The sequence below is a fragment of the Sinorhizobium kostiense genome (assembly GCF_017874595.1).
Classification (GTDB): domain Bacteria; phylum Pseudomonadota; class Alphaproteobacteria; order Rhizobiales; family Rhizobiaceae; genus Sinorhizobium; species Sinorhizobium kostiense.
The window spans coordinates 120,184-139,136 of the sequence record NZ_JAGILA010000010.1 but is presented as its reverse complement, the minus strand read 5'-3'; the positions used below and the strand labels follow the sequence as shown (position 1 = coordinate 139,136).

Annotated in this window: 16 protein-coding genes and 2 pseudogenes; 5 read left to right on the top strand and 13 right to left on the bottom strand. The window is 57.1% G+C overall.

Going from position 1 to position 18,953, the window contains the following annotated elements; genetic code table 11:
* Positions 1-305: 305 nt before the first annotated feature.
* Together J2Z31_RS26800 and J2Z31_RS29885 are read right to left on the bottom strand one after the other, a co-directional pair.
* Positions 306-1,100 (bottom strand): calcium-binding protein, encoded by a 795-nt coding sequence (locus tag J2Z31_RS26800; protein WP_209606414.1) that lies wholly within the window; start codon positions 1,098-1,100, stop codon positions 306-308.
* A 786-nt stretch (positions 1,101-1,886) separates the two neighbouring features.
* The gene (locus tag J2Z31_RS29885) at positions 1,887-2,177 is read right to left on the bottom strand and encodes a hypothetical protein (protein WP_328243657.1); all 291 of its coding nucleotides are present in this window, start codon (positions 2,175-2,177) and stop codon (positions 1,887-1,889) included.
* A gap of 1,020 nt (positions 2,178-3,197) precedes the next feature.
* Between J2Z31_RS29885 and J2Z31_RS26795 the strand changes: the two genes are divergently transcribed.
* Entirely contained in the window at positions 3,198-4,388 is a 1,191-nt protein-coding gene (locus J2Z31_RS26795) for a Gfo/Idh/MocA family protein (protein ID WP_209606413.1), read from the top strand.
* Positions 4,389-4,619: 231 nt separating this feature from the next.
* Here J2Z31_RS26795 and J2Z31_RS26790 read toward each other — a convergent pair whose 3' ends face one another.
* Positions 4,620-5,069 carry a DUF3846 domain-containing protein gene (locus J2Z31_RS26790; RefSeq protein WP_209606412.1) on the bottom strand — a complete coding sequence of 150 codons (450 nt, stop codon included), beginning with the start codon at positions 5,067-5,069 and terminating at the stop codon, positions 4,620-4,622.
* A gap of 472 nt (positions 5,070-5,541) precedes the next feature.
* Between J2Z31_RS26790 and J2Z31_RS26785 the strand changes: the two genes are divergently transcribed.
* The 4 genes and pseudogenes from J2Z31_RS26785 (at position 5,542) to J2Z31_RS26770 (ending at position 10,131) form a co-directional block, all read left to right on the top strand.
* Positions 5,542-6,015: a DUF2867 domain-containing protein gene (locus J2Z31_RS26785; RefSeq protein WP_209606411.1), complete on the top strand. Its 474-nt coding sequence runs from the start codon at positions 5,542-5,544 to the stop codon at positions 6,013-6,015.
* A 687-nt stretch (positions 6,016-6,702) separates the two neighbouring features.
* Positions 6,703-7,809 (top strand): histidinol-phosphate transaminase, encoded by a 1,107-nt coding sequence (hisC, locus tag J2Z31_RS26780; RefSeq protein ID WP_209606409.1) that lies wholly within the window; start codon positions 6,703-6,705, stop codon positions 7,807-7,809.
* A 421-nt stretch (positions 7,810-8,230) separates the two neighbouring features.
* Positions 8,231-9,253, top strand: a complete 1,023-nt coding sequence (locus J2Z31_RS26775) for an LLM class flavin-dependent oxidoreductase (RefSeq protein WP_209606407.1) — start codon at positions 8,231-8,233, stop codon at positions 9,251-9,253.
* Between the two features lie 394 nt (positions 9,254-9,647).
* Positions 9,648-10,131, top strand: a pseudogene (locus J2Z31_RS26770) (MucR family transcriptional regulator).
* Between the two features lie 24 nt (positions 10,132-10,155).
* Here the strand turns inward: J2Z31_RS26770 and J2Z31_RS26765 are convergent.
* From J2Z31_RS26765 to J2Z31_RS26720, 10 genes and pseudogenes are all read right to left on the bottom strand, one after another.
* Positions 10,156-11,110: pseudogene (locus J2Z31_RS26765) on the bottom strand (AbrB family transcriptional regulator).
* 103 nt (positions 11,111-11,213) lie between these two features.
* Positions 11,214-11,528: a hypothetical protein gene (locus J2Z31_RS26760; protein WP_209606402.1), complete on the bottom strand. Its 315-nt coding sequence runs from the start codon at positions 11,526-11,528 to the stop codon at positions 11,214-11,216.
* A gap of 304 nt (positions 11,529-11,832) precedes the next feature.
* Complete coding sequence (nifT, locus tag J2Z31_RS26755; protein ID WP_209606401.1) at positions 11,833-12,063, bottom strand: putative nitrogen fixation protein NifT; 231 nt, start codon at positions 12,061-12,063, stop codon at positions 11,833-11,835.
* Entirely contained in the window at positions 12,060-12,386 is a 327-nt protein-coding gene (locus J2Z31_RS26750) for a nitrogen fixation protein NifZ (protein WP_209606399.1), read from the bottom strand. Before J2Z31_RS26750 ends, nifT begins: the two co-directional genes overlap by 4 nt.
* 76 nt (positions 12,387-12,462) lie before the next feature.
* On the bottom strand, positions 12,463-12,657 hold the full coding sequence (locus J2Z31_RS26745) for a 4Fe-4S binding protein (RefSeq protein ID WP_209606397.1): 195 nt from the start codon (positions 12,655-12,657) through the stop codon (positions 12,463-12,465).
* Positions 12,658-12,691: 34 nt separating this feature from the next.
* Complete coding sequence (nifB, locus tag J2Z31_RS26740) at positions 12,692-14,173, bottom strand: nitrogenase cofactor biosynthesis protein NifB (RefSeq protein ID WP_209606395.1); 1,482 nt, start codon at positions 14,171-14,173, stop codon at positions 12,692-12,694.
* Positions 14,174-14,395: 222 nt separating this feature from the next.
* Positions 14,396-16,057, bottom strand: coding sequence for a nif-specific transcriptional activator NifA (nifA, locus tag J2Z31_RS26735; RefSeq protein WP_408022065.1), 1,662 nt, complete (start codon positions 16,055-16,057; stop codon positions 14,396-14,398).
* Positions 16,058-16,218: 161 nt separating this feature from the next.
* A complete protein-coding gene (locus J2Z31_RS26730; protein ID WP_071020096.1) occupies positions 16,219-16,512 on the bottom strand; it encodes a ferredoxin family protein in 294 nt (97 codons plus the stop codon).
* Between the two features lie 13 nt (positions 16,513-16,525).
* Positions 16,526-17,833 carry an FAD-binding protein gene (locus tag J2Z31_RS26725; RefSeq protein ID WP_209606393.1) on the bottom strand — a complete coding sequence of 436 codons (1,308 nt, stop codon included), beginning with the start codon at positions 17,831-17,833 and terminating at the stop codon, positions 16,526-16,528.
* Positions 17,834-17,843: 10 nt separating this feature from the next.
* Complete coding sequence (locus J2Z31_RS26720; RefSeq protein WP_209606391.1) at positions 17,844-18,953, bottom strand: electron transfer flavoprotein subunit alpha/FixB family protein; 1,110 nt, start codon at positions 18,951-18,953, stop codon at positions 17,844-17,846.

The window sequence follows — 18,953 nt, the reverse complement described above, 5'->3', positions numbered from 1 at the left end:
TTTTCTGCGAGCTTCCAAAAAACGCTCAGTGGCGCGCCTTCGCGCATACTGGACCGGCTGTCTGCCGCCGGGTTGCCGCGCGTGGGTCCTCATGGGCTACTGAAGGACGAAGTCGCTAACGTGTACCGGGAGCTATTCGGTCCGATCATGGCGCATTCTTACCATCCAGCGATGACAACATGTGGTTTTGGTCGCAGGCGCTGATCGATGGCGCTCAGCACCGTCCGCTCGTATAACGGCAAGTAGCTGGGAGAAAGCGCCCCGCTGGGCGGCGGCGGGGCGCAGTTCCGTACGGGCTTTGCGGATCAGACGAAGGTGAAGTCCCACCCACTCAGGCCGAGGCCGGCAAGATCGGCCAAACTATGCACATTGCCTAGGCGAGCGAACTCATCTGCATGGTTTTCGGAGGTGACATAGGCCAGAACTGCGCTTTTGGTCAGGTCGTCGTGGTAGACAATGATGTCGCCGGTGGTCTCGCCGGCGACCGCATTCGCGGCGCCATCGCCCGAATAAAAACTCTTGTCGGTGACAACCACGACGTCCTCGCCGTGCGCATCCGAGGCCGCACCGCTGTGAAAGGTATCCACCGGGTGGCCAGTCCGCGAACTGGCGTGGTTCACAAAGTTCGCGCTGGAACCGTCGCTATAATAGCCCGCCGCATCGAAGGCGAAAGTATCCTGCGTCGGGTCGAAATCCGAAATGACCGTGTAGCCCGGGTCGGGCCAGCCCGCTGGGTCGCGGATCGGGTTGTGGGATTGGAACACAAAGGTGTCTTGGCCGTCGCCGCCGGTCAGCTGATCTCTGCCGTCACTGGCGAAGAGAACGTCGTCGCCGGGACCGCCGTAAAGCTTGTCATTGTCCTGACCGGCCACGGGCGGTCTTTCGCGGCCATTGTCTCCGTAAAGATAGTCGTTGCCCGCTTCGCCGAAGATATGGTCATTGCCTTCGCCACCAAAGACTCGGTCATTGCCATCGCCGGACGAGATGGAATCGTTACCGCGAGCACCGTCGATCCAGTCATTGCCGGTGGGATCGATAAGCAGATCGTCACCACCACTGCCGAGGAGGCTGTTGTCACTCGGACCACCACGGATTAGCATTGCAGATCCTCCTTATGATTTAACGCCTCAACACCACCTCCCTTACTCCTTTTCAGCCCATTGGAGTAATCGATTGATTCGATGGGGTGCATCCACATTTCGGATGCATCCGGCGTGCTTGACTTCACAGCAGTTTTGAATTTTTGGACCCACGCGGCGCCGACACGGGATCATGCATGCGTTGCCGCGAGCCGGCGACAGCCGTGGCGCCGCGGGGCAAGCCAGATCCTCCGCCTCGCCTCGCGTCTCCTCGGGTGGCCTGGAACGCCCACCGCGGCTAGGTCGAGCAAAATTACGGCTGCGTGACCTTGGAACCCTCCACCATTTGGCAGGAAAGGCGCGCTCGGTGAGGGAAAGCGTAAAGCGATCTCCCGATCATGCATGATTTGGCCGACGTCTACACATAGCTGGCTGAGCGGTGGTCGCTGGACCGCTCTTCGCCTTTTATCGCGGTTAGCGACGACCATGCTGTTGATATGCGCACCGGTCCCGGAATGCTGTCTGGCACCATCGCCACAACCAGGCTGGCACGGGACCTAAGGGCTTTTTAGGCCGCCGCCGCACGACTCTTTGCTAAGCGGTGAGGTTTCGCACGAGTTTCGAGTGTTCCGAGCGAGACGGAGCTGCCATCGCCTAGTCGACAGGACCTTTCAATTCCCAGCGATTTTGCCCCGTGGGTAAGGGCTCACTTGGCGATCCGCCGCCAGGACTGGATCTTGTTGCCGCCTTGAAGCAACGAAATACAGTCGTCACGAGCGGCTTCAGAGGGCAACCGACATAAACAACTCACACATTGCGATCCAGTACAATTTTTAATGATCTGAGGACGTCGGCTGCGTCGATGAGAGCGTCCCTCACTTGTTCCGGAGGCAGATCTCGGGCGCGCTCCGACGATAACCTGAGATCAATAAGAACGTCCCGGGCACTGTGTATTCCTGCAACGCCAGTCTGCCTGCACATGTCGCGGATGGTATCAATTGAGAGGTCTAATAGGCGACTTACCTCATAGTGCGTGAGTTTCTCTATCCCGTTTGCTGCCCTGATCAGCTCTGCAATAAATTCCGTCGTTGAGCTCATGGTCCGATCCTGCAGGCTCATTCTTGAAAAGTGACTGTCTGATAGCAACTGCAGCCCATACACGTCCTGGCGCTTCGCGGAAGGCTCCTCCCGCTAAACGCCAGCTGTAGTCTTTTAACATCAAGGACGAGTGGTCAAATTGGCTATCCGCATGGAACGATCCGCGTTTTGCATAAATTATGCCATGTGTTCAACCGCGTCGACCGGCCTTGCCGGGAAGGTGTTGAGGTATCGGAGTTCCGTCATCCGGCAAATGGGCATGAGTACGTCAGAATGAACACAACAATGGCGATGGTCCGCAGCAGTGGCCAGTCTGCTTTGTCCCTGCAAGGCCTGAATACAGGTAGAAAAGGAAGTGCCCGACGATCCAATGCGATACTTCGGAGCCTGTCGCATTGCCATATGCCTGCGCGAGCATGATAGGGCGCACGACCGCAGCAGACCGGCGCCTTTGAATAGTCGACGCGGGCGCCACCTGTGACCATACCGGCGGGAGAGGGGCCTACATAGAAGTGCCGGCAACGGCATGTTCCCCGTCCAATTCCATGCCCTTGTTTCGCCACACGCCGCGCGATGCACCTGCCGCAACCTCGTCCGGAAGCCTTTCGATCGTGGCGTCGCCACGATGGCTTTCAGCCGCCCAGCTTGACCGCGTTCGACATGCGCTATGTCGGATCTCCGGCGATGTCGGACATGCGACATGCGGGAATGGAGCTAGCTCGTTGTTTAGAAACGATCTTCTCCTTTGGCACGGTGCGTGCTTCCAAGTCTGCAAACTCGCAAGCACTTGAGCAGGAGCAAATGAAGATCAAACCTCCCAACCCAAGAAGCGCCCTCCTGGCGCGAACACGACACGAACCGGACCGCCGAGATGATCGACGCGGCACCAGGCCAGCATCAAGGAAGCAATCAGTAACTAGGCGGCACTCTTGTGGAGGGTAGTTATGAGCGCGTCCCGTGTGGCGCAGGACGCATGTCGCTGCTGATTTCGTAGAAGAATGAATCACTTGGAGAAACTAGATGACCTCTGTCGGGAAATGCGGTTTGCGAAATCCACTCCTCGGTCGGCGACTGCGACTGGGATTCGTCGGGGGCGGAAGAGGCGGACTTGTCGGGCAATGGCATTTCGCTGGGGCGAGGTTGTCGAACCACTGGCAAGTCGTTGCTGGAGCTCTATCATCAGACCCGGATAACGCACACATTTCAGCCCTGGAATGGATGATTGCCCCCGACCGCTCGTATGCTGACTGGAACGAAATGGCAGAAGCAGAAGCTGAGCGCGACGACGGTATAGAAGCAGTCTCAATCGTGACGCCAAACTGGACACACCATCGGATCGCGGCGGCCTTTCTCAAGGCTGGTATTGACGTAATACTGGACAAGCCCATGACCACGACGGTTTCCGATGCTCGAGAACTCGTGGAGCTTCAAAGAGCTACGGATCGCGTGCTGGTCATGACTTACCCATATGCGCATCACGCGATGGTTCGTCAGGCTAAGCACATGATCCGAAACGGGGCCGTTGGAACCATCCGGCAGGCACACGTGGAATATGCTCAGGAGTGGGCAACAAGTCCAGTTCCCGATCGTGGCAAGGGTGCGATTTGGCGACAGGATCCCGAGAAGGTCGGCCGCACATCAACGACCGGCGATATCGGTACGCATGCCTACCATCTCCTGCATACAATCACTGGGCAGGATATCGCCAGCGTCAGGGCTGAGTTTCACAACTGTGGAGCTCCGAAGCCGATGGAAGACACGGCCTATATCAATTTCCGATTGGAGAACGGTGCCCCCGGCATTCTTTGGGTGACGCAGGCTGCGCCGGGCCAATATTGCGGTCTGCGTATTCGTGTGTGGGGCGACAAGGGTGGGCTAGACTGGGATCAGGAAAAACCGGAGGTGTTGCGTTATGTACCCTCAGGGGAGCAGGAGCAAATCTTCCTCCGGGGCCATGGCAATGGAATCCTACCCGAGGCGGAGCGCCTGATACATCTTCCGCGGGGGCACGGCGAGGCTGCCGTGGATGCATGGGCAAACCTCTATGCCGAAGCTGGCGTCGCGATCGCCGCGCGGCGCGCGGGGTACGCCCTCCCGGAAGGTAGCGTCGAGCTGTCCGGAGTAGAAGATGGGCTTAAAGGCATGCTGTTCATCGATGCTTGTGCCGACAGCCATGAATCAGGTGGATCCTGGGTTTCGATAAAACAGTGAATTCGTTGCAGGTCCGTGTCATCCGCGTCCTCGCTGTGCCGGCCACTGCGGATGATTTCAAAGTAAAGCGAAGCTTAGATCCTGCTCTTGTATGCCGTGGGAACTCGTAAAGAGATGGAACTTGTCGCCTCCAAACGAATCGTTCCTGGAAATTCAAACCTGATTGTTTCGACGCGTACTTCTGGGCGAACGTCTCTGGGATGACACTGCTATTTTCCGGGATCGCGTATCTCAGGCGCTTCCATGTACGGGCATAGGGGAGCGCCTCTCAATTCGTACTTTTAAATCCGCCAAGCTGCCTGCAGGGATAAGGCCCTTCGATTGCACATTATCATCTGTGACAAAAACCGGATCGATCACCGGTCGGCAGCACCGGAAATGTGCAGCAGCGGCGCCAATATCTATCGATGGAGAATGATATGACTCGCTTCCGTCAGTTCCCGCAAGAACGATTTTCCCGCCAAGAGGCTGTGGGTACCGGTCACAAATTGTGAAGGCTGTCAGCCCCTCCCGCAGTCCTTCCTCATCTACGAATAGCCAGTGCGACTCGTCAAAGCGGACCATTTGAGTAAGCTTGCAACCGAGCAAGTCACTGATCGGCTTAAAGCTGATGGCGTCGAAAAGCTCAACAACTCGAAAGAGCGCAGTTTCCGGATCCAATAGGTAAACTACATTCTGCATCTTACTCCTTCCCGTGGTGAAGCGGTCTCACGCCCGTCAACCGATCGAGCTGCGATTGGTGCACGTCAGGGCTTGGCTATCGCATCCCGCGAGATAAGCAAAATCGATTGTTTTAATCGCACGCATTCGCGCTATGGATGCGCCACGAGTTCCGCGCCGCTCAGCGAAGGCGGACTTGAGCCCTGGCGCCTCAGATAGGTGCCCCGCGACTCATCATGTTTGATTTGACCGCAGCCGCTGCTAAGGCTGCGTACTGCTTTTCACGACACAGCACCTTGAAACCGGCGCCGGACGTACAGACCACGATTGCTGTCGCTGTTTCCGTCCGCATCAGACCTGTGCGACAAATGGCCCTGAACTGCGGCGAGCGGTCCGCTATCTTGCACCGCTTTCCTGCGCGATTATGTGGTAGGTCTAACGCACAGTAGCGACCCTGATCGGCGGAACCGGTAAGGGCGAAAGGTGAGCGCTCATGAGACCACGAAGGGCCGCCGTAAGACTGCCGAATTCTTGGCTCCCAGGAGCAGATTGGGCTGATCGCTACGAAGTCCTGGTCTTGGCTGAACGGATAACAGCGGCTGAGGCGGCGTGGCGAGTTCTTGGAAATGCACCCCGCTGGGTGCGAAGCCTTCTCATATTTCGGAACCGCCTCGTGCCTTTGTTCGGTTTGAACGCAACAGCGGATACGAGGCATTCCGACCTGGTCGCCAGCCTCCCGCTAATGCACAGCGACGACCGCCAGACAGTATTCGGCTATGATGACCGCCACCTGCTTTTTCGCCTGGTCGTGGAGGTCGGTGAAGGGCCGGCTGATGGCCAGATTGTCGGCATGACCACCCTGGTGCGCTGCAGGAGTTTCATCGGCTGGCTCTATCTTGCCGCTGCGATTCCCTTCCATAAGGCGATTATCCCGTCCTTGCTGATGGCGGTTGAACGATCCGGCTAAAAAACTTCACGGAGAAGTGGATACCCGACGCCGGACGAACATCGCCCATTTAGAAGCAGGCCTCAGAAACTTCCGCCTTGCCCAGCCGCCCTGCCCAGCCAGCCGCAGCGCCTCCATACGCTGTCCTTCTTGCTAGTCTAAAATGCGAAAATGCATCGGCCGGCCGCTCTACCAGCGCATCATGAAAACGACCCTGGCCATTCTGGTTCGTGGAAAAGCTCAATAAGATCCAAAAAGCCGAAACCTGATTCAATTCGTCCACGCGGCTTTTGCGATTTTGGTGATCACAAGCCACCGCAAAGCGGCGTAGCGACCGCAAGGCATGGCGAACGTCGGAGGCACGCGCCACGTCGCTGCAGGGGGGCCAGAAGCACTGCCATGAGATCGTGTCCCCGTGGGTGCACCACAAGTCAGCCAGTCACGCCACCCAAAAGCCTCGCTGTCGGCGTTTGAGACCATAAGTCCCAGACCGCGCTCGGCCCAGGCGCGCTCAAGAAGGGCCACGGCCGGTTTCGAGCTCAACATATGAGTAATCGCAGTCCTAGTCGTTCATCTCTGTATCCGTGACATCAATAGCTGCGATGAAATCAATCGATTTTACTAAGCGATAGGACTGTAATAGAGAAACTCCATCAGGTTAAGGCCAGTAAAAGCACGACTGCCCTCTGCGACTGAAAGGGAGAAAATATGTCTGATGCAAAATTGCAAAGCGTACTTTCGTCTCTTTCGGCAGTGCACAGACAGCTGAATTCGCTTCCCTCCAGTCCGGCACCAGATGCCGGATGTGTCAAGCTAAACACAAATGAGAATCCATTTGCATTGCCAGCAGCGGTAATGCAAAGCGCTCTTGCTGCTCTCGAGCGACAGTATCTGTACCCAGAGGATGACAACACCAGCTTGAGGGAAGCCGCTGCGGCGTCATATAATCTTTCCACGGATCAGGTGATCGCCGGTAACGGATCGTCCGAACTTCTTTCGCTCATATATAGGGCATTCCTTGATCCGGGTGACAGTGTCGCGATGTTGGCCCCTGGCTTTGCATACAACCACAAGCTCGCGCTTTTGCAAGGTGCCCGATTGCTTGAAATCAAATGGGGCGAAACTTGCTTGTTGCCGATACGCGAATTGCTTTTCGGTCCTGCAAAGGAGGCCAAGTTCGTTTTGCTGGCTAATCCCAACAACCCGACCGGTACATTTGTGCCAATTGCGCATATTGAAAGCCTCGTTGCACAATCTGACCGGTTGATCGTACTGGATGAAGCCTATGTGGACTTCGCGCCCGACAACGCTCTGCGTCTGATTAACCGCTATTCGAACCTTCTAGTCTTAAGAACGTTTTCGAAGAGCTATGCGGCGGCCGGGATTCGCGTTGGCTTCGGCCTCGGTCATCCTGAGGTTATAGGCAGGCTGCGCAACATGCAGAACATGTTCAACATGAATGTGATCGGTCATGCGGTTGGCGTCAGTATCCTTGCCCACCGCACCGCCTACGCTGAAAACCACAGACACATTAAGTATGAGAGAGTGCGTGTGAACTTCGCGCTGTCCCAACTTGGGTTCTCTGTAACGCCCTCGCATACGAACTTCTTGCTGGTCCGTGTGCCGGCAGGACGAGACGGCACTTGGTGGCAAACCTGCTTGAAACAGAAAAAGATACTGGTGGCCGTCCTTCCTGATGAAGGTTTGGAAGATTGCATTCGCGTCAGCATCGGGACAAAACCACAAATGGACGCGTTTCTTGCAGCTGTCGAGGACATTTTGGGAGCTGAGACGTCTCGAAGATCGGCCGTATAGCAGCTTCAGGCTTTGCTCTCTTACGCGTGCAAAGACCCTGACACGGACAGAGAGCAGCGACTGCAAGAATGATCTCCTCACAGAGTTGACCAGCCTACCCACTCCCGCGGGGATCAAGCCAAGCTGCATAGCCGGCCGCTTGCACGAATCCACGTCAAGGCGTCCCTCCATTCAGACTGCAAAACCTGAACAAGACCGCTGGAGCCAGGAGGTGTTCGTCGGCAGGAGTGCTGAAGAGGTGTTGAGCAATAGCCGATCATGCAAGGACGTGTGCCCGTAATGCCGTCAGCTTCAAAGATCTGGCTTCCGACGGCGCCACCCAAAAGCAGCGGGTCGTGATGTCCGGCCAAGAAAGGCCCCAAGTCTTATTTCTCTTGGATCAAGGTCCGGGGGCTCCCGGGACAAAGTCGGAGACGGTAGAATGAGAAAAGCCCTTCCTTCAAAGCTAGCTTTCGGCATATTCGACCATTTGGACGAGGACGGTAGCGCCATTGCACGGCAATACGCAGACCGCCTCAGCCTAGCGGAAGCGTGTGATCGGCTCGGCTTTTATGCTTACCACCTAGCGGAGCACCATTGTTCGCCGCATGGGAGAGGCCCATCGCCGAATGTGTTCTTGTCGAGCGTCGCGCAGCGCACCCGCCAACTTCGTCTTGGCCCCCTTGTCATGCTGCTTAGCCTCTGCCATCCGCTGCGCGCGTTTGAGGAGATCTGCATGCTTGACCATTTGAGCGGCGGTAGAGCCGAGTTAGGCATAGGGCGCGGCTCTCTTCCGGTCGAGCTAGGTTACTTCGGGATAGATGCGGATGCGGTGCAAGGACGTTATCTCGAAGCCAGTGAAATCCTGATGCAGGCGATGAGGGGCAGCACTCTTTCCTACCGTGGCCACCATTTTGAGGTAAACAACGTCCCCTTGACCTTGGAGCCTCATCAACGTCCGCACCCGCCGACTTGGATCGCCACTACCCGACCCGAGTCCGCGCGCTGGGCCGCTGCAAACGGCGCAAATATCGCGTGTGTGGGACCCGCTTCGATTGTTCGCAAGATTACTGACGCTTTCCGCTCCGAGGAAGGACACAACATTGACGCGAACAACCAAGCGTCATTTCTTGGCTTGCTTCGCATGATTGTGGTCGGGCAGTCTGCAAACCATGCATATGCGCTCGCGGCTCCTGCTTTCGAACGATGGCTTAAAAGTTTCAAATTCCTGTACGAGCTCAATGCGATCCCAGTTCCACCAAATCTGCCCCTGACCTTCGATGCAGCGATCGAAAGCGAATTGTGCGTGGTGGGAACGGCGGCTGTTGTCCGGCGGACTCTGCTTGATCAACTGGACGAGGCGGGCGCCAACTATCTCCTTTGTCAGGTCGCGTTTGGGGATTTGCCTTTGGATGCTTCGCTGTACACCGCAATGACTATTCAATCGGAATTAATGGTTGGCTGAGTGCCATGGTGCTCGACGAAGTCAAGAATTTCGCTGCCCGCCGAGTGCTGCGGCAGTGAGCTGGATTGGACCAAGGCAACTGCAACTCTCGCATCCTTGGTTGAATGGGTGAGATCAAAACGGATCCCCGAACGCCGCATTAACGAGCGAATTTGACCACACCGAAGGTGTCGCAAGAAGGGGGCTTATCTGAACGAAAACAGCGCGGATGTGATAGAGACTGTACCGCGACCTGGAGCGAAATCCAGGTAACGGAACGGATTGCCGGGTCTGAACACCTCAGCCTCACTCCTCTCTGTCGCATTGTTTGCGCTATCCATGAACGTGCTAATCCGAGTTCCCTCGGGCTGGTGCGTTACCTTCGGCCGGGCACCAATTTGACGGGAGAAGAGCAATGACGAGACCGCGCTCGGAGGCCGATGAGCAAAATCTCGAGCTTACCGGCCGCATTGTCGCGGCTTATCTGATCCGCAATGTCGTTTCGATTGGCGATCTACCATGTGTGATCGAGCAAACTTATGCGGCGCTGAGGGGTGCCTCTCGAACATTGCAAGCCACGCAGCAGCCTGTCGTCCAAGAACGGCGGCGCCCCGCAGTGCCGGTCAGGAAGGCGGTTACGGAAGATTTCATTATCTGCCTGGAAGACGGCAAAAAGTTCAAATTGTTGCGACGGCACCTGATGACGAAATACGGGGCTGACGCCCGAACAATATCGCCGGAAATGGAGACTCCCGGCTGATTACCCGATGGCCGCTCCGAGCTATGCCCGTGAGCGCTCCAAGTCTGCTCGCGCGTCAGGATTGGGGAGGACGCGGGCGAAGGTACCACCCATCCTCCGCACGGCACGCCCATTTGAGATACCACGTGAGGCTACATAGCGATAGCAGGCAATGCTAGAGTCTTTAGCGCTTCATCCAACGAAACACGGCCGCCGCTCCTCCTATTACAAGAAAGAGACGGACGATCTGATGGACGACGACGAACGGGATTTCGACCCCGAGCGACAAAGCAATGAGGCTCACTTCTGCGACACTTCCCGGCGAGTAGGCGAGTATGAGAGCGGTGAACCGGTCTCCTGTGAGAAAGGAGAGAAAGCCCGCGAAGGCGAGCGTCACGGACAGAAGCAGGATTGTGGAACCGAACGACAGGCCGATGACTGCCATGATCTTTCTCGGCGACGCCATTGCGAAACGGCAGCCGATCGTCGCTCCGATGAGGATCTGCGCCGCGGCGCGTGCGGCAGTCGGCAGCTCGAAATGCGTCAAGCCCGTAACATGCATGATGGCACTTGCCGACATGGGACCAAGCAGATACCGCGCTGGCAGGCGCAGCAATATTCCGGCAGCCACGCCAAACAAAACAGCCACGGAGAACCACAGAACGTCATTAGTGTGGACGCTTGAGAGCGGAATGAAAGCGGCCCCCCCGGAAAGATCCGGCGCAACTCCGGTGACGCTCCGAATCAGGAACGGCAAGGCAAGTGTCACCAAGATGATCCGGGCGGCCTGGGCGAGCGCGATCATCTTCTCGTCGCCGCCACGTTCCAGGCCGAGTGTCGCCATGCCGACGAGACCTCCCGGCATTGCCGAGAAGTAGGCTGTGGGGTGGTCGAATCCGGCGCCGGAAGTAGATGTAGACCAGTGCGCCCTCGGCCGCTATGAACACCGCCAGACCACCGAGCGACAACAGCCATGAACCGGCATGCTCGAACATCGCAGGCGAGAACGACGTTCCGAGCATGGCACCGATCGCAGCGGTCGTTGGCGCTCGAGCGAAGGGTGGAATCGCCACCGGCAACCTGAACAGCGCACCCAAGCCTGTCGCGATGATCGCGCCGTTGAGCCAGGCGAGCGGCATATCGAAATGCCGCATCAACCAGCCGCCAAGCGCGCCCAGCGCGAGTGTCCCGGCAAACTTGGCAATTGGCGCACCCTTCTTAAGCATCATCGGCCATAGGTCGTCACAGTCTCGGATTGCCTGACGTTGGTGCGCGACCAAAACGCGCGTCAATTGCATTGCCGAGCGGCTTGATGAAGCGGTGCGGCCGCCGCATCGTTTGGAACAAGCCAGACGGCCCCGATCTTTGCGATCGCTTGGCGTAGGCAACCATCACGTTATCTTCGCAATCACGCTTGTGCAGGTCGATTGGAGCGCCAAGGCCGAAGACGGTGATGCCCTTGATCATGCTGGTCGAAACTTCGCGTGTGCCAATCGGCGCGCCGATCGCAGACTTCAGTTCCCCAGTGCGCAGGATACCTGCCTTTGCAGCAGTCATGGTGGGCTCCTTCCTTAGCGGGGCTCGGGCGCCGCGCAACTCCCGCGGGGCCGATTGCGCCGAGGTGATGTTCGGCGCCCTTCGACCGGCAGAGGCGCTGCGGCGGGTGGTTATGCTTGCGAATGGCGCACCGACGGCGAGGGGGAACGGATGCTCCAAGGCAAGATGGCCACAAGCCGCCAAGGAGATCGGAGGCAACAGCGCTGTCGAACCGTTCAAGACCGCAGCTTCATCCGCGCCGGGTCAAGACGTGTTCGTCATGGCTGTTCCGAACGATAACACGCGCGGAAGGCAGTGTTTGTATTCATGATGTTTCCTCTTGCGCGGCATCATTTACGATCTTCTTTGCCTCGACGGTGACGGGTAGGCGGGTGTCTTCCGGAAGGTCGGGCAGTAAGAGCCGCCAGCCATTTCTGAGCACCACAAAACCGCCCCAGAGGCCTTCGTTCTCAACCTTGACGATGGGCTCTTCGAGATCCTTCTTGGGAACATACGCTGACAAGGCGCTGCCGCTTCTGCGGATCGTTACCTTCATCTGGCTTTTCCTTCGTTGACACCCCTGGCGCATTCAGTCGTTTTCCGGGTTGAGGTCTCCTTGAGGCTCCTCAGTTCACGCGTACGCATTCCAACGACGATGCCGCGATCAATCCATTCGACGGCATAGATGTAGAACTGCTGGAGAAAGGTGCCTACATCGCGCACAAAGCCCGCGTCGCCTTTCCTGACGAGGCGTTCTCCGATCTCCTTCCCGGGATAGGTGCCGTCATTTCTTATGTGGCGTGTGGCACAAACTCTCTCACCCGGCATAAATCGTGGAGGATTGTGGATTTCGACCTCCTCTTCGCGTCCAGAATCCATCGACATTCCTTCCACTGTTGGGGTTGCCAGGAAAAACCAAGGCCTGTCGCGCACGCGGCCCGGATTCGAACCGGACTTAAGCCGGTACGCAGGTCTTCGGCATCGGACATACAAAGGCGCATTGCTGTAACTCGAAAACTCCCTCGCATTCGGTGCACTTGTCAGGATTGATCACGTAGTTCTCGCCCTTGAACTCGATGGCGCCGGAAGGGCATTCGAACTCGCAAGCGCCGCATTGGGTGCATTGGGATGCGATGATTTTGAAGGCCATCAATTAACTCCTGATTGGGTCTGGATAGGCGAGCTCAAGCCGTTGCCTGCGATAGGTCGTCGCCAAACTCAGTGGCATAAAGAGCGCTGATCGCGGTTTCGATGTAATCATAGCCAAAGGCCTCGGTTGCCCGGATCCCAGCTTCCATGAGCTTATTCTTGGGGCAATCTCCGATCCTAGCGCACAGCACGATGTCTATGCCTCCGAGTGCAGCGATGATGCCAACGAGGTTCGCATCCTCGCCCCAGCCGCCATGGCAATACGGCTCGACTTTGCGGTGTCCCACGAACTTAATCCCTGTTTGCGATGCCTCATAAATCTGGAACTCCTTCGCATGACCGAAGTGTTCGTTGATGCGTCCGCCACCCTTGGTCGCAACAGCCACTTGAAGCGTCCCCTGCGCGCTCACTGATCCAAGAGTTGTGATCGCCTGGTTCTTGGCCGCTACATGGTCATCGCGTATGCGTGCGACCACCTCCCGATAGGCATGACGCTTGCCACCGTTGTAGGCAACTTCGAGCGGGATCTGGTCGAGCGTGAACTCCTGGCCACGATCAGTGCCGAGCAGGCCGACTGCATCTGCGCGGCACTGTCGACAGTGACGCATCAGCTTAGCCCCGCCTTCGAGACGATCCTGAAGCTCCTTCAGTTCGAACGCGTTTGGGCCGCGCTGTCCGGTCAGGCCAAACCATGTGCCGTGTGCAGGGTCTGAAATCAGCGGCATGACGTTGTGCAGAAACGCACCGCGCTCGGTGACCCATTTGTTGACTTCGATCAGGTGCTGGTCATTAACGCCCGGGATCATCACCGAATTTATCTTCGTGAGGATGCCGCGTTCGGTCAGCATCTCAAGTCCCAACATCTGCTGCTCATGCAGGATTTTCGCAGCATCCACGCCGGTGTAGCGGCGATGACCATAAAAGATCCACGGATAGATCTTCTCGCCGACTGCGGGGTCAACCATGTTGATGGTGATTGTCACGTGACTGACGTTCATTTCCGCCAACTCATCGACATGCTCCGGCAGGGCAAGTCCGTTGGTGGAAATGCATAGCTTGATGTCGGGGATCTCCCGAGCGACACGTTCGAAAGTCGCCCTTGTCTTGTTCCAGTCGTAACAAGCATCGCCCGGACCTGCGATGCCGAGAACGGAAAGCTGCGGCACTTCGTTGGCGACCGCAATCACCTTGCGTAGCGCCTGGTCCGCTGTCAGCTTTTCCGACACGACGCCAGGCCGACTTTCGTTGGCGCAGTCATATTTGCGATTGCAGTAATTGCATTGGATGTTACACGCTGGCGCTACTGCGACGTGCATACGCGCGAAATAGTGGTGCGCTTCCTCTGAAAAGCAAGGGTGATCCTTGATCTTCTCCCAGATGGCCGAGTCCATGTCGGCTGGTCTTGAGGGAAAGCCGCAGGAGGAGGATGCGCAGCCACCGGATTTCGCGGTTGTCAGCAACTGCCCAGAGGATGTCGTGTTGGTCAGGCTTTCAAGCGAAATTATCGGTGTACTCATCGAACAGCTCCATTGGTGAGTAAGGTCGTTGTCCGAAAAGCAAGCGCTGTGCCAACCAAATAAAATCGTCAATTCAAAGGCTTGTAGTTTCGTGTTCGATTTAGGCCAATAGTTCTGAGGCAGTTTTGTCGAAGTCGCGACAAAGTTGCCGAATTGAATCAATAGACCCGCGCGCCTGAGGAAGGGGGGTGGCCACGCCCACCGTAAGTGGGCTCATTGACCTTAGATTTTCTTCACCTTTATACCATGCCGGCGCAAAGCATAGCCGACTTGCCGCGGTGTGAGGCCGAGGATCCGAGCTGCCTTCGCCTGAACCCAGCCGGCCTTCTCCATCGCACTGATCAGCAGCTCGCGGTCCGTTACATTTTGTGTCACCGTTACGCTGCCAGGCCCGCTGGGGTAACCGAAGCTGATCGGCGATTCGACCGATAAACTTCTACTCATGGCCAGCCCATTGAACGTATGCCCGTCATGCGGACGGTCGGCGCCCGTCCAGAGCATTGAAGATGCGCACTGACCATTCTGGCAGGAGAAATCTGATGGAACGATTGTCCCCGAGCGCGCGAGAGTGGCGGTCCTGCGGACGCAGTTTTCGAGCTCTCGGACGTTCCCGGGAAAGTAGCACTTTGACAAAAGATCGAGTGCAGCCGGCGTGAATGCGAGATCGCGATTGTTTTCCTTGTTGAATTGGTCGAGGAAAACCCTAGCAAGGCGTGGAATATCTCCCTTTCGCTCCCGCAGAGGCGGCAAAAATATGGGCACCACATTGATTCGGTAATAGAGGTCGGCCCTGAACTCCCCATCCGCGACTGCCGTCTCCAGGTTTTTGTTGGTGGCGCATATGAGTCGAACATCCACTTTGAGTGTTTTTGTGCCGCCGACCCGCTCGAGCTCACCTTCCTGCAAGACGCGCAACAGTTTCGCTTGAAAGGCCGGCGAAATCTCGCCGATCTCATCGAGCAGCAACGTTCCGCCATCCGCCAGTTCGAAACGGCCTGCGCGCTGAGAGATGGCTCCTGTAAAGGCGCCCTTTTCATGTCCAAACAGTTCCGATTCCAGGACGCTTCCAGACAGTGCAGCGCAGTTCAACTTCACGAAGGGCTTCTTTCTGCGAGATGAAAGCTCATGGATCGCTCTTGCAAAGAATTCCTTGCCAGTGCCGCTTTCGCCCCTGAGAAGCACCGCAGAATTGGTTCTTGCAACGACTTCGACAATTTCAACCACCTCCTTTAACGCAGGGCTTTCCCCGACAATCCAATCGATTTTTGCTGGCCGCTGTCGCGCAGGTTCGGGTGGTTCCTTGTCGCCTGAATTCTTCTTGCGTGCTCCTTCCTCGTCCATGATGGGCTGATCATCGCGGCTCTGGTGGCGATCCAGTCGAATCGCCTGCGCGACAAGGTTGGCGACCAGGGACAGGAAGCGCACCTCTTGCTCAAGAGTGCCGCCATCGTTGGCGCGGTCGATCCATAACGTTCCGAGCGTTTCTTGATCAACCTTCATCGGGACACCAATGAAGGTGACTTGGCCAGTGCCGCTCATTAAGCTTTGAAGCTCATCCTGAAACAGGTCCGACTTGCAAGCGTCCGGGAAGGCTAGCGGCGCGCCTTTTGCGACGATTCTGTCTATTGCAGCCTTCGCCGGAAGGTAGCGAGCCCCTGATGATGCATGCTCAAACCCAAACGTTGCAGCTGTCTCGAGCGCTCCATCCGCGTTCAGAGCGACAATTGCTCCGCGCCGCATTGGCAGAAGTGCGGGGAGGGTGTTCATCACATTGGCAAGTTTGATCTCAAGGCTGGCTGAAGTGATCAAGGCCTTCGAGATCCGGTAGAGACCGCTGCACCCCAGGTCCCGTTTGTGCATGGTTGTAGCGGATGGTTCAGGCATAACTCATCGAGCCCATTCTTGCGGGGAAACACCCTAAGCGTCATACGGGACGGCTTATGGTTCCCAACGAGAAAATGCCGCCATGCTAATGTGATAAAGTGCTTACGTTTGCACTTGAGAATTCCATGAACCTACCCGTCTTGCTACACAAAAGACGGCATTCACCCAAATTTGAAGAGCACACCAAATCCACCTCGCGGATAGCTCCAATCAATGTCACCGCTCTCTTCGCACAGGACTCTACATGTACCGCATTCCATGCATCCGTCCGCAGTAATCTCTACTTGGCCGTCTTCATTCACCTCATAGCAATTCGCTGGGCAGACAAGGGTCAGCGCGAGCAGGTTTGAGCTCGGAGACTGATGCTGCCGCACCTTGATGTGCGGACGCCCTGCGTCCACCAGGTAGCGGTTCTGGTAAAGCTTGTCCTCGATGCGAACGAGTGAAGTTGTCATACCACTTCTCCCTTTAGCGCCAAGCCAGTGCCAAGCGGACTGCGTCGCTGACCAGTCCCCATCTCGAACGCGCCTTAACAAAAGCGGCCGTGGTCGCTCTTTCCTTCTCGATCTTGGGTGTACCATCGACGCGAACGAAATTTTGCGCCGCCTGCGACAGCAGCTGAGGGTAGGTCATGAAAAAATTCCGTGAATTCGTATGGATTAGGGCGGGCATATCCTTGTATTTTCTAAGGTCTTTCACGACGAAGGATTTGTCAAGCATGGCCTTGTAAAGGGAGAGGTTCTCGCTGGTCATCGGGCGCCCTCGGCTTTTGACCATGGCGATCGCTTCGCCGGCGATGCGACCCGACGTCATCGCGAGGTTTGAGCCCTCTCGATGCACGGCGTTGTTGAGCTGCGCCGCGTCGCCGACCACAACCCAGCCGTTCCCAAAGAGCTGCGGAATTGCCTTGAATCCGCCCTCCGGAATGAGGTGCGCCGCATATTCCTTAATCTCCGAGCCTGCAAGTAGCGGCCTGATTGAGGGATGGCCCTTGAAGGCCTCAAGCAGAGCGTATGGTCTCTCCATGGTCGCTGCGAAATCGGATACAAGGCAGCCGATGCCGAGCGAGATCGATTCCTTGTTGGTATAGAGGAATCCCAATCCGGCCATTCCGCGCGAGATTGTCCCTGCCGCTTCAATAACGCAGCCTTGATTGCCGCTAAGGCCGAAGCGCTCAGCGATGACCTCTTCCGGCAGGAAATGCATTTCCTTGACAGCGAGTGCCACGGCTTCGGGTTTCGGCAGCTTGCGAAATCCTGCTCTCGTGCCGAGCAGGCCGTTCACTCCTTCGGCGAGAACAACCGCTTCCGCATGGATGATACCGCCCTCTCGATCGGTGTGGACGCCTATCACCTTTCCGTCACCATCGAGAGCCAGCTCCGTCGCCGTCGTCTCGCACAAAACTATCGCGCCAGCCGCGCGCACTTTCCGTGAAAACCACTTGTCGAACTGGGCTCGGATAATCGTGTAACGGTTTGGCGCCGGCTCATTGAAGTCGTCGGACCGATAGTGCATTCCGGTGTGTGACGTGTCGTCCATTACCCAAAATCGCTGCTCGACCAGGTGCCGCTCAAGAGGTGCGTCATCGCGGAAATCTGGAATGATCGTCTCCAGCATATTGGCGTAGAGGATGGCGCCTTGGACGTTCTTGGAGCCCGGGTACTCTCCGCGCTCCAACTGCAACACCTTTAGGCCGCGGCTTGCCATCGTGTAAGCGGCTGCGTTTCCAGACATACCGGCACCGACGACAATGGCGTCGAACTTTTCCACAGTCATAGCCCTTACCTCAGTTCACGAGTCTCATATGATTGCGCGGTGCCAACCGTTTGATGAAAACTTCCGTCAACGCTGGCAGAAAACTGATCGCATCGGCGACAACACCGACATTGGCGAAGTCGAAGATTGGCGCGTTCGGATCGGTGTTGATGGCGACTATGAGATCAGCTCCCTCGACGCCAACGCGATGCTGCACTGCACCTGATATTCCAGCCGCTATATAGAGCCGCGGCCTGATCGTCTTGCCGGTTTGGCCGATCTGCCGATCGGCCGCTAGCCATCCTTTTTGCACTAGCGGTCGAGAACAGCCATAATCGCCGCCGATCGTGTGCGCGAGGTTCTTCAGCAGCTGCAGGTTCTCAGCAGCGCCGAGTCCAAGTCCCCCTGCAACTACCACATCCGCATAGGCGAGGTTGGCGTTCTCCGACTGGCCGTCGGATAGGAAATCGACCACCTTCGTGACGATCTCATCTTCCCACATCCGCAGGTTATGCCGGATTACTCGCCCGATCGGCTTGTTTGACCGCTGCGGCATGCGCATGACCCTTGGTCGCACAGTTGCCATCTGGGGACGGCAGTTGAGGGTGTAGATCGTGCAGAGCAACGAGCCACCGAATGTGGGCCGGGTGGCTGCGAGCGAACCGTCCGCATCCACATCAAGTCCAGTGCAGTCGGCTGTGAGTCCGGTCAGCAGTGTCGTCGCCACGGAACCCGCGAGGTCTCTTCCCAGTGTCGTCGCGCCGAGAAGCAGAATCTCGGGTTTATATTTATTGACGAGATCTGTCAGTGCTTTGGTAAAAGGCTCGTTCCTATAGTCGGTGAGCAGCGGCTTCTCGACGAGATACACCAGGTCCGCATCATAGGCGAAGGCCTCAGCAACGGCGTGCTGGGTAGAGTCTCCCGGCGGCCCGAGAATAACGCCTGCGAGCTGAGCGCCGAGTTGGTCAGCTAGTCTGCGGCCTTCGCCGAGAAGCTCGAATGACACGGGATGGACCTGACCACGCTCTAGCTCCATAAAAACCCAGACGTGCCGGTAGTCCCGGAAATGCTCCGGCAGCTTCTTCTTCGTATCGGCGCGGCCGCCGGCGGGAGGCGATGCTTTACTTTTTTGAGTTCCCAT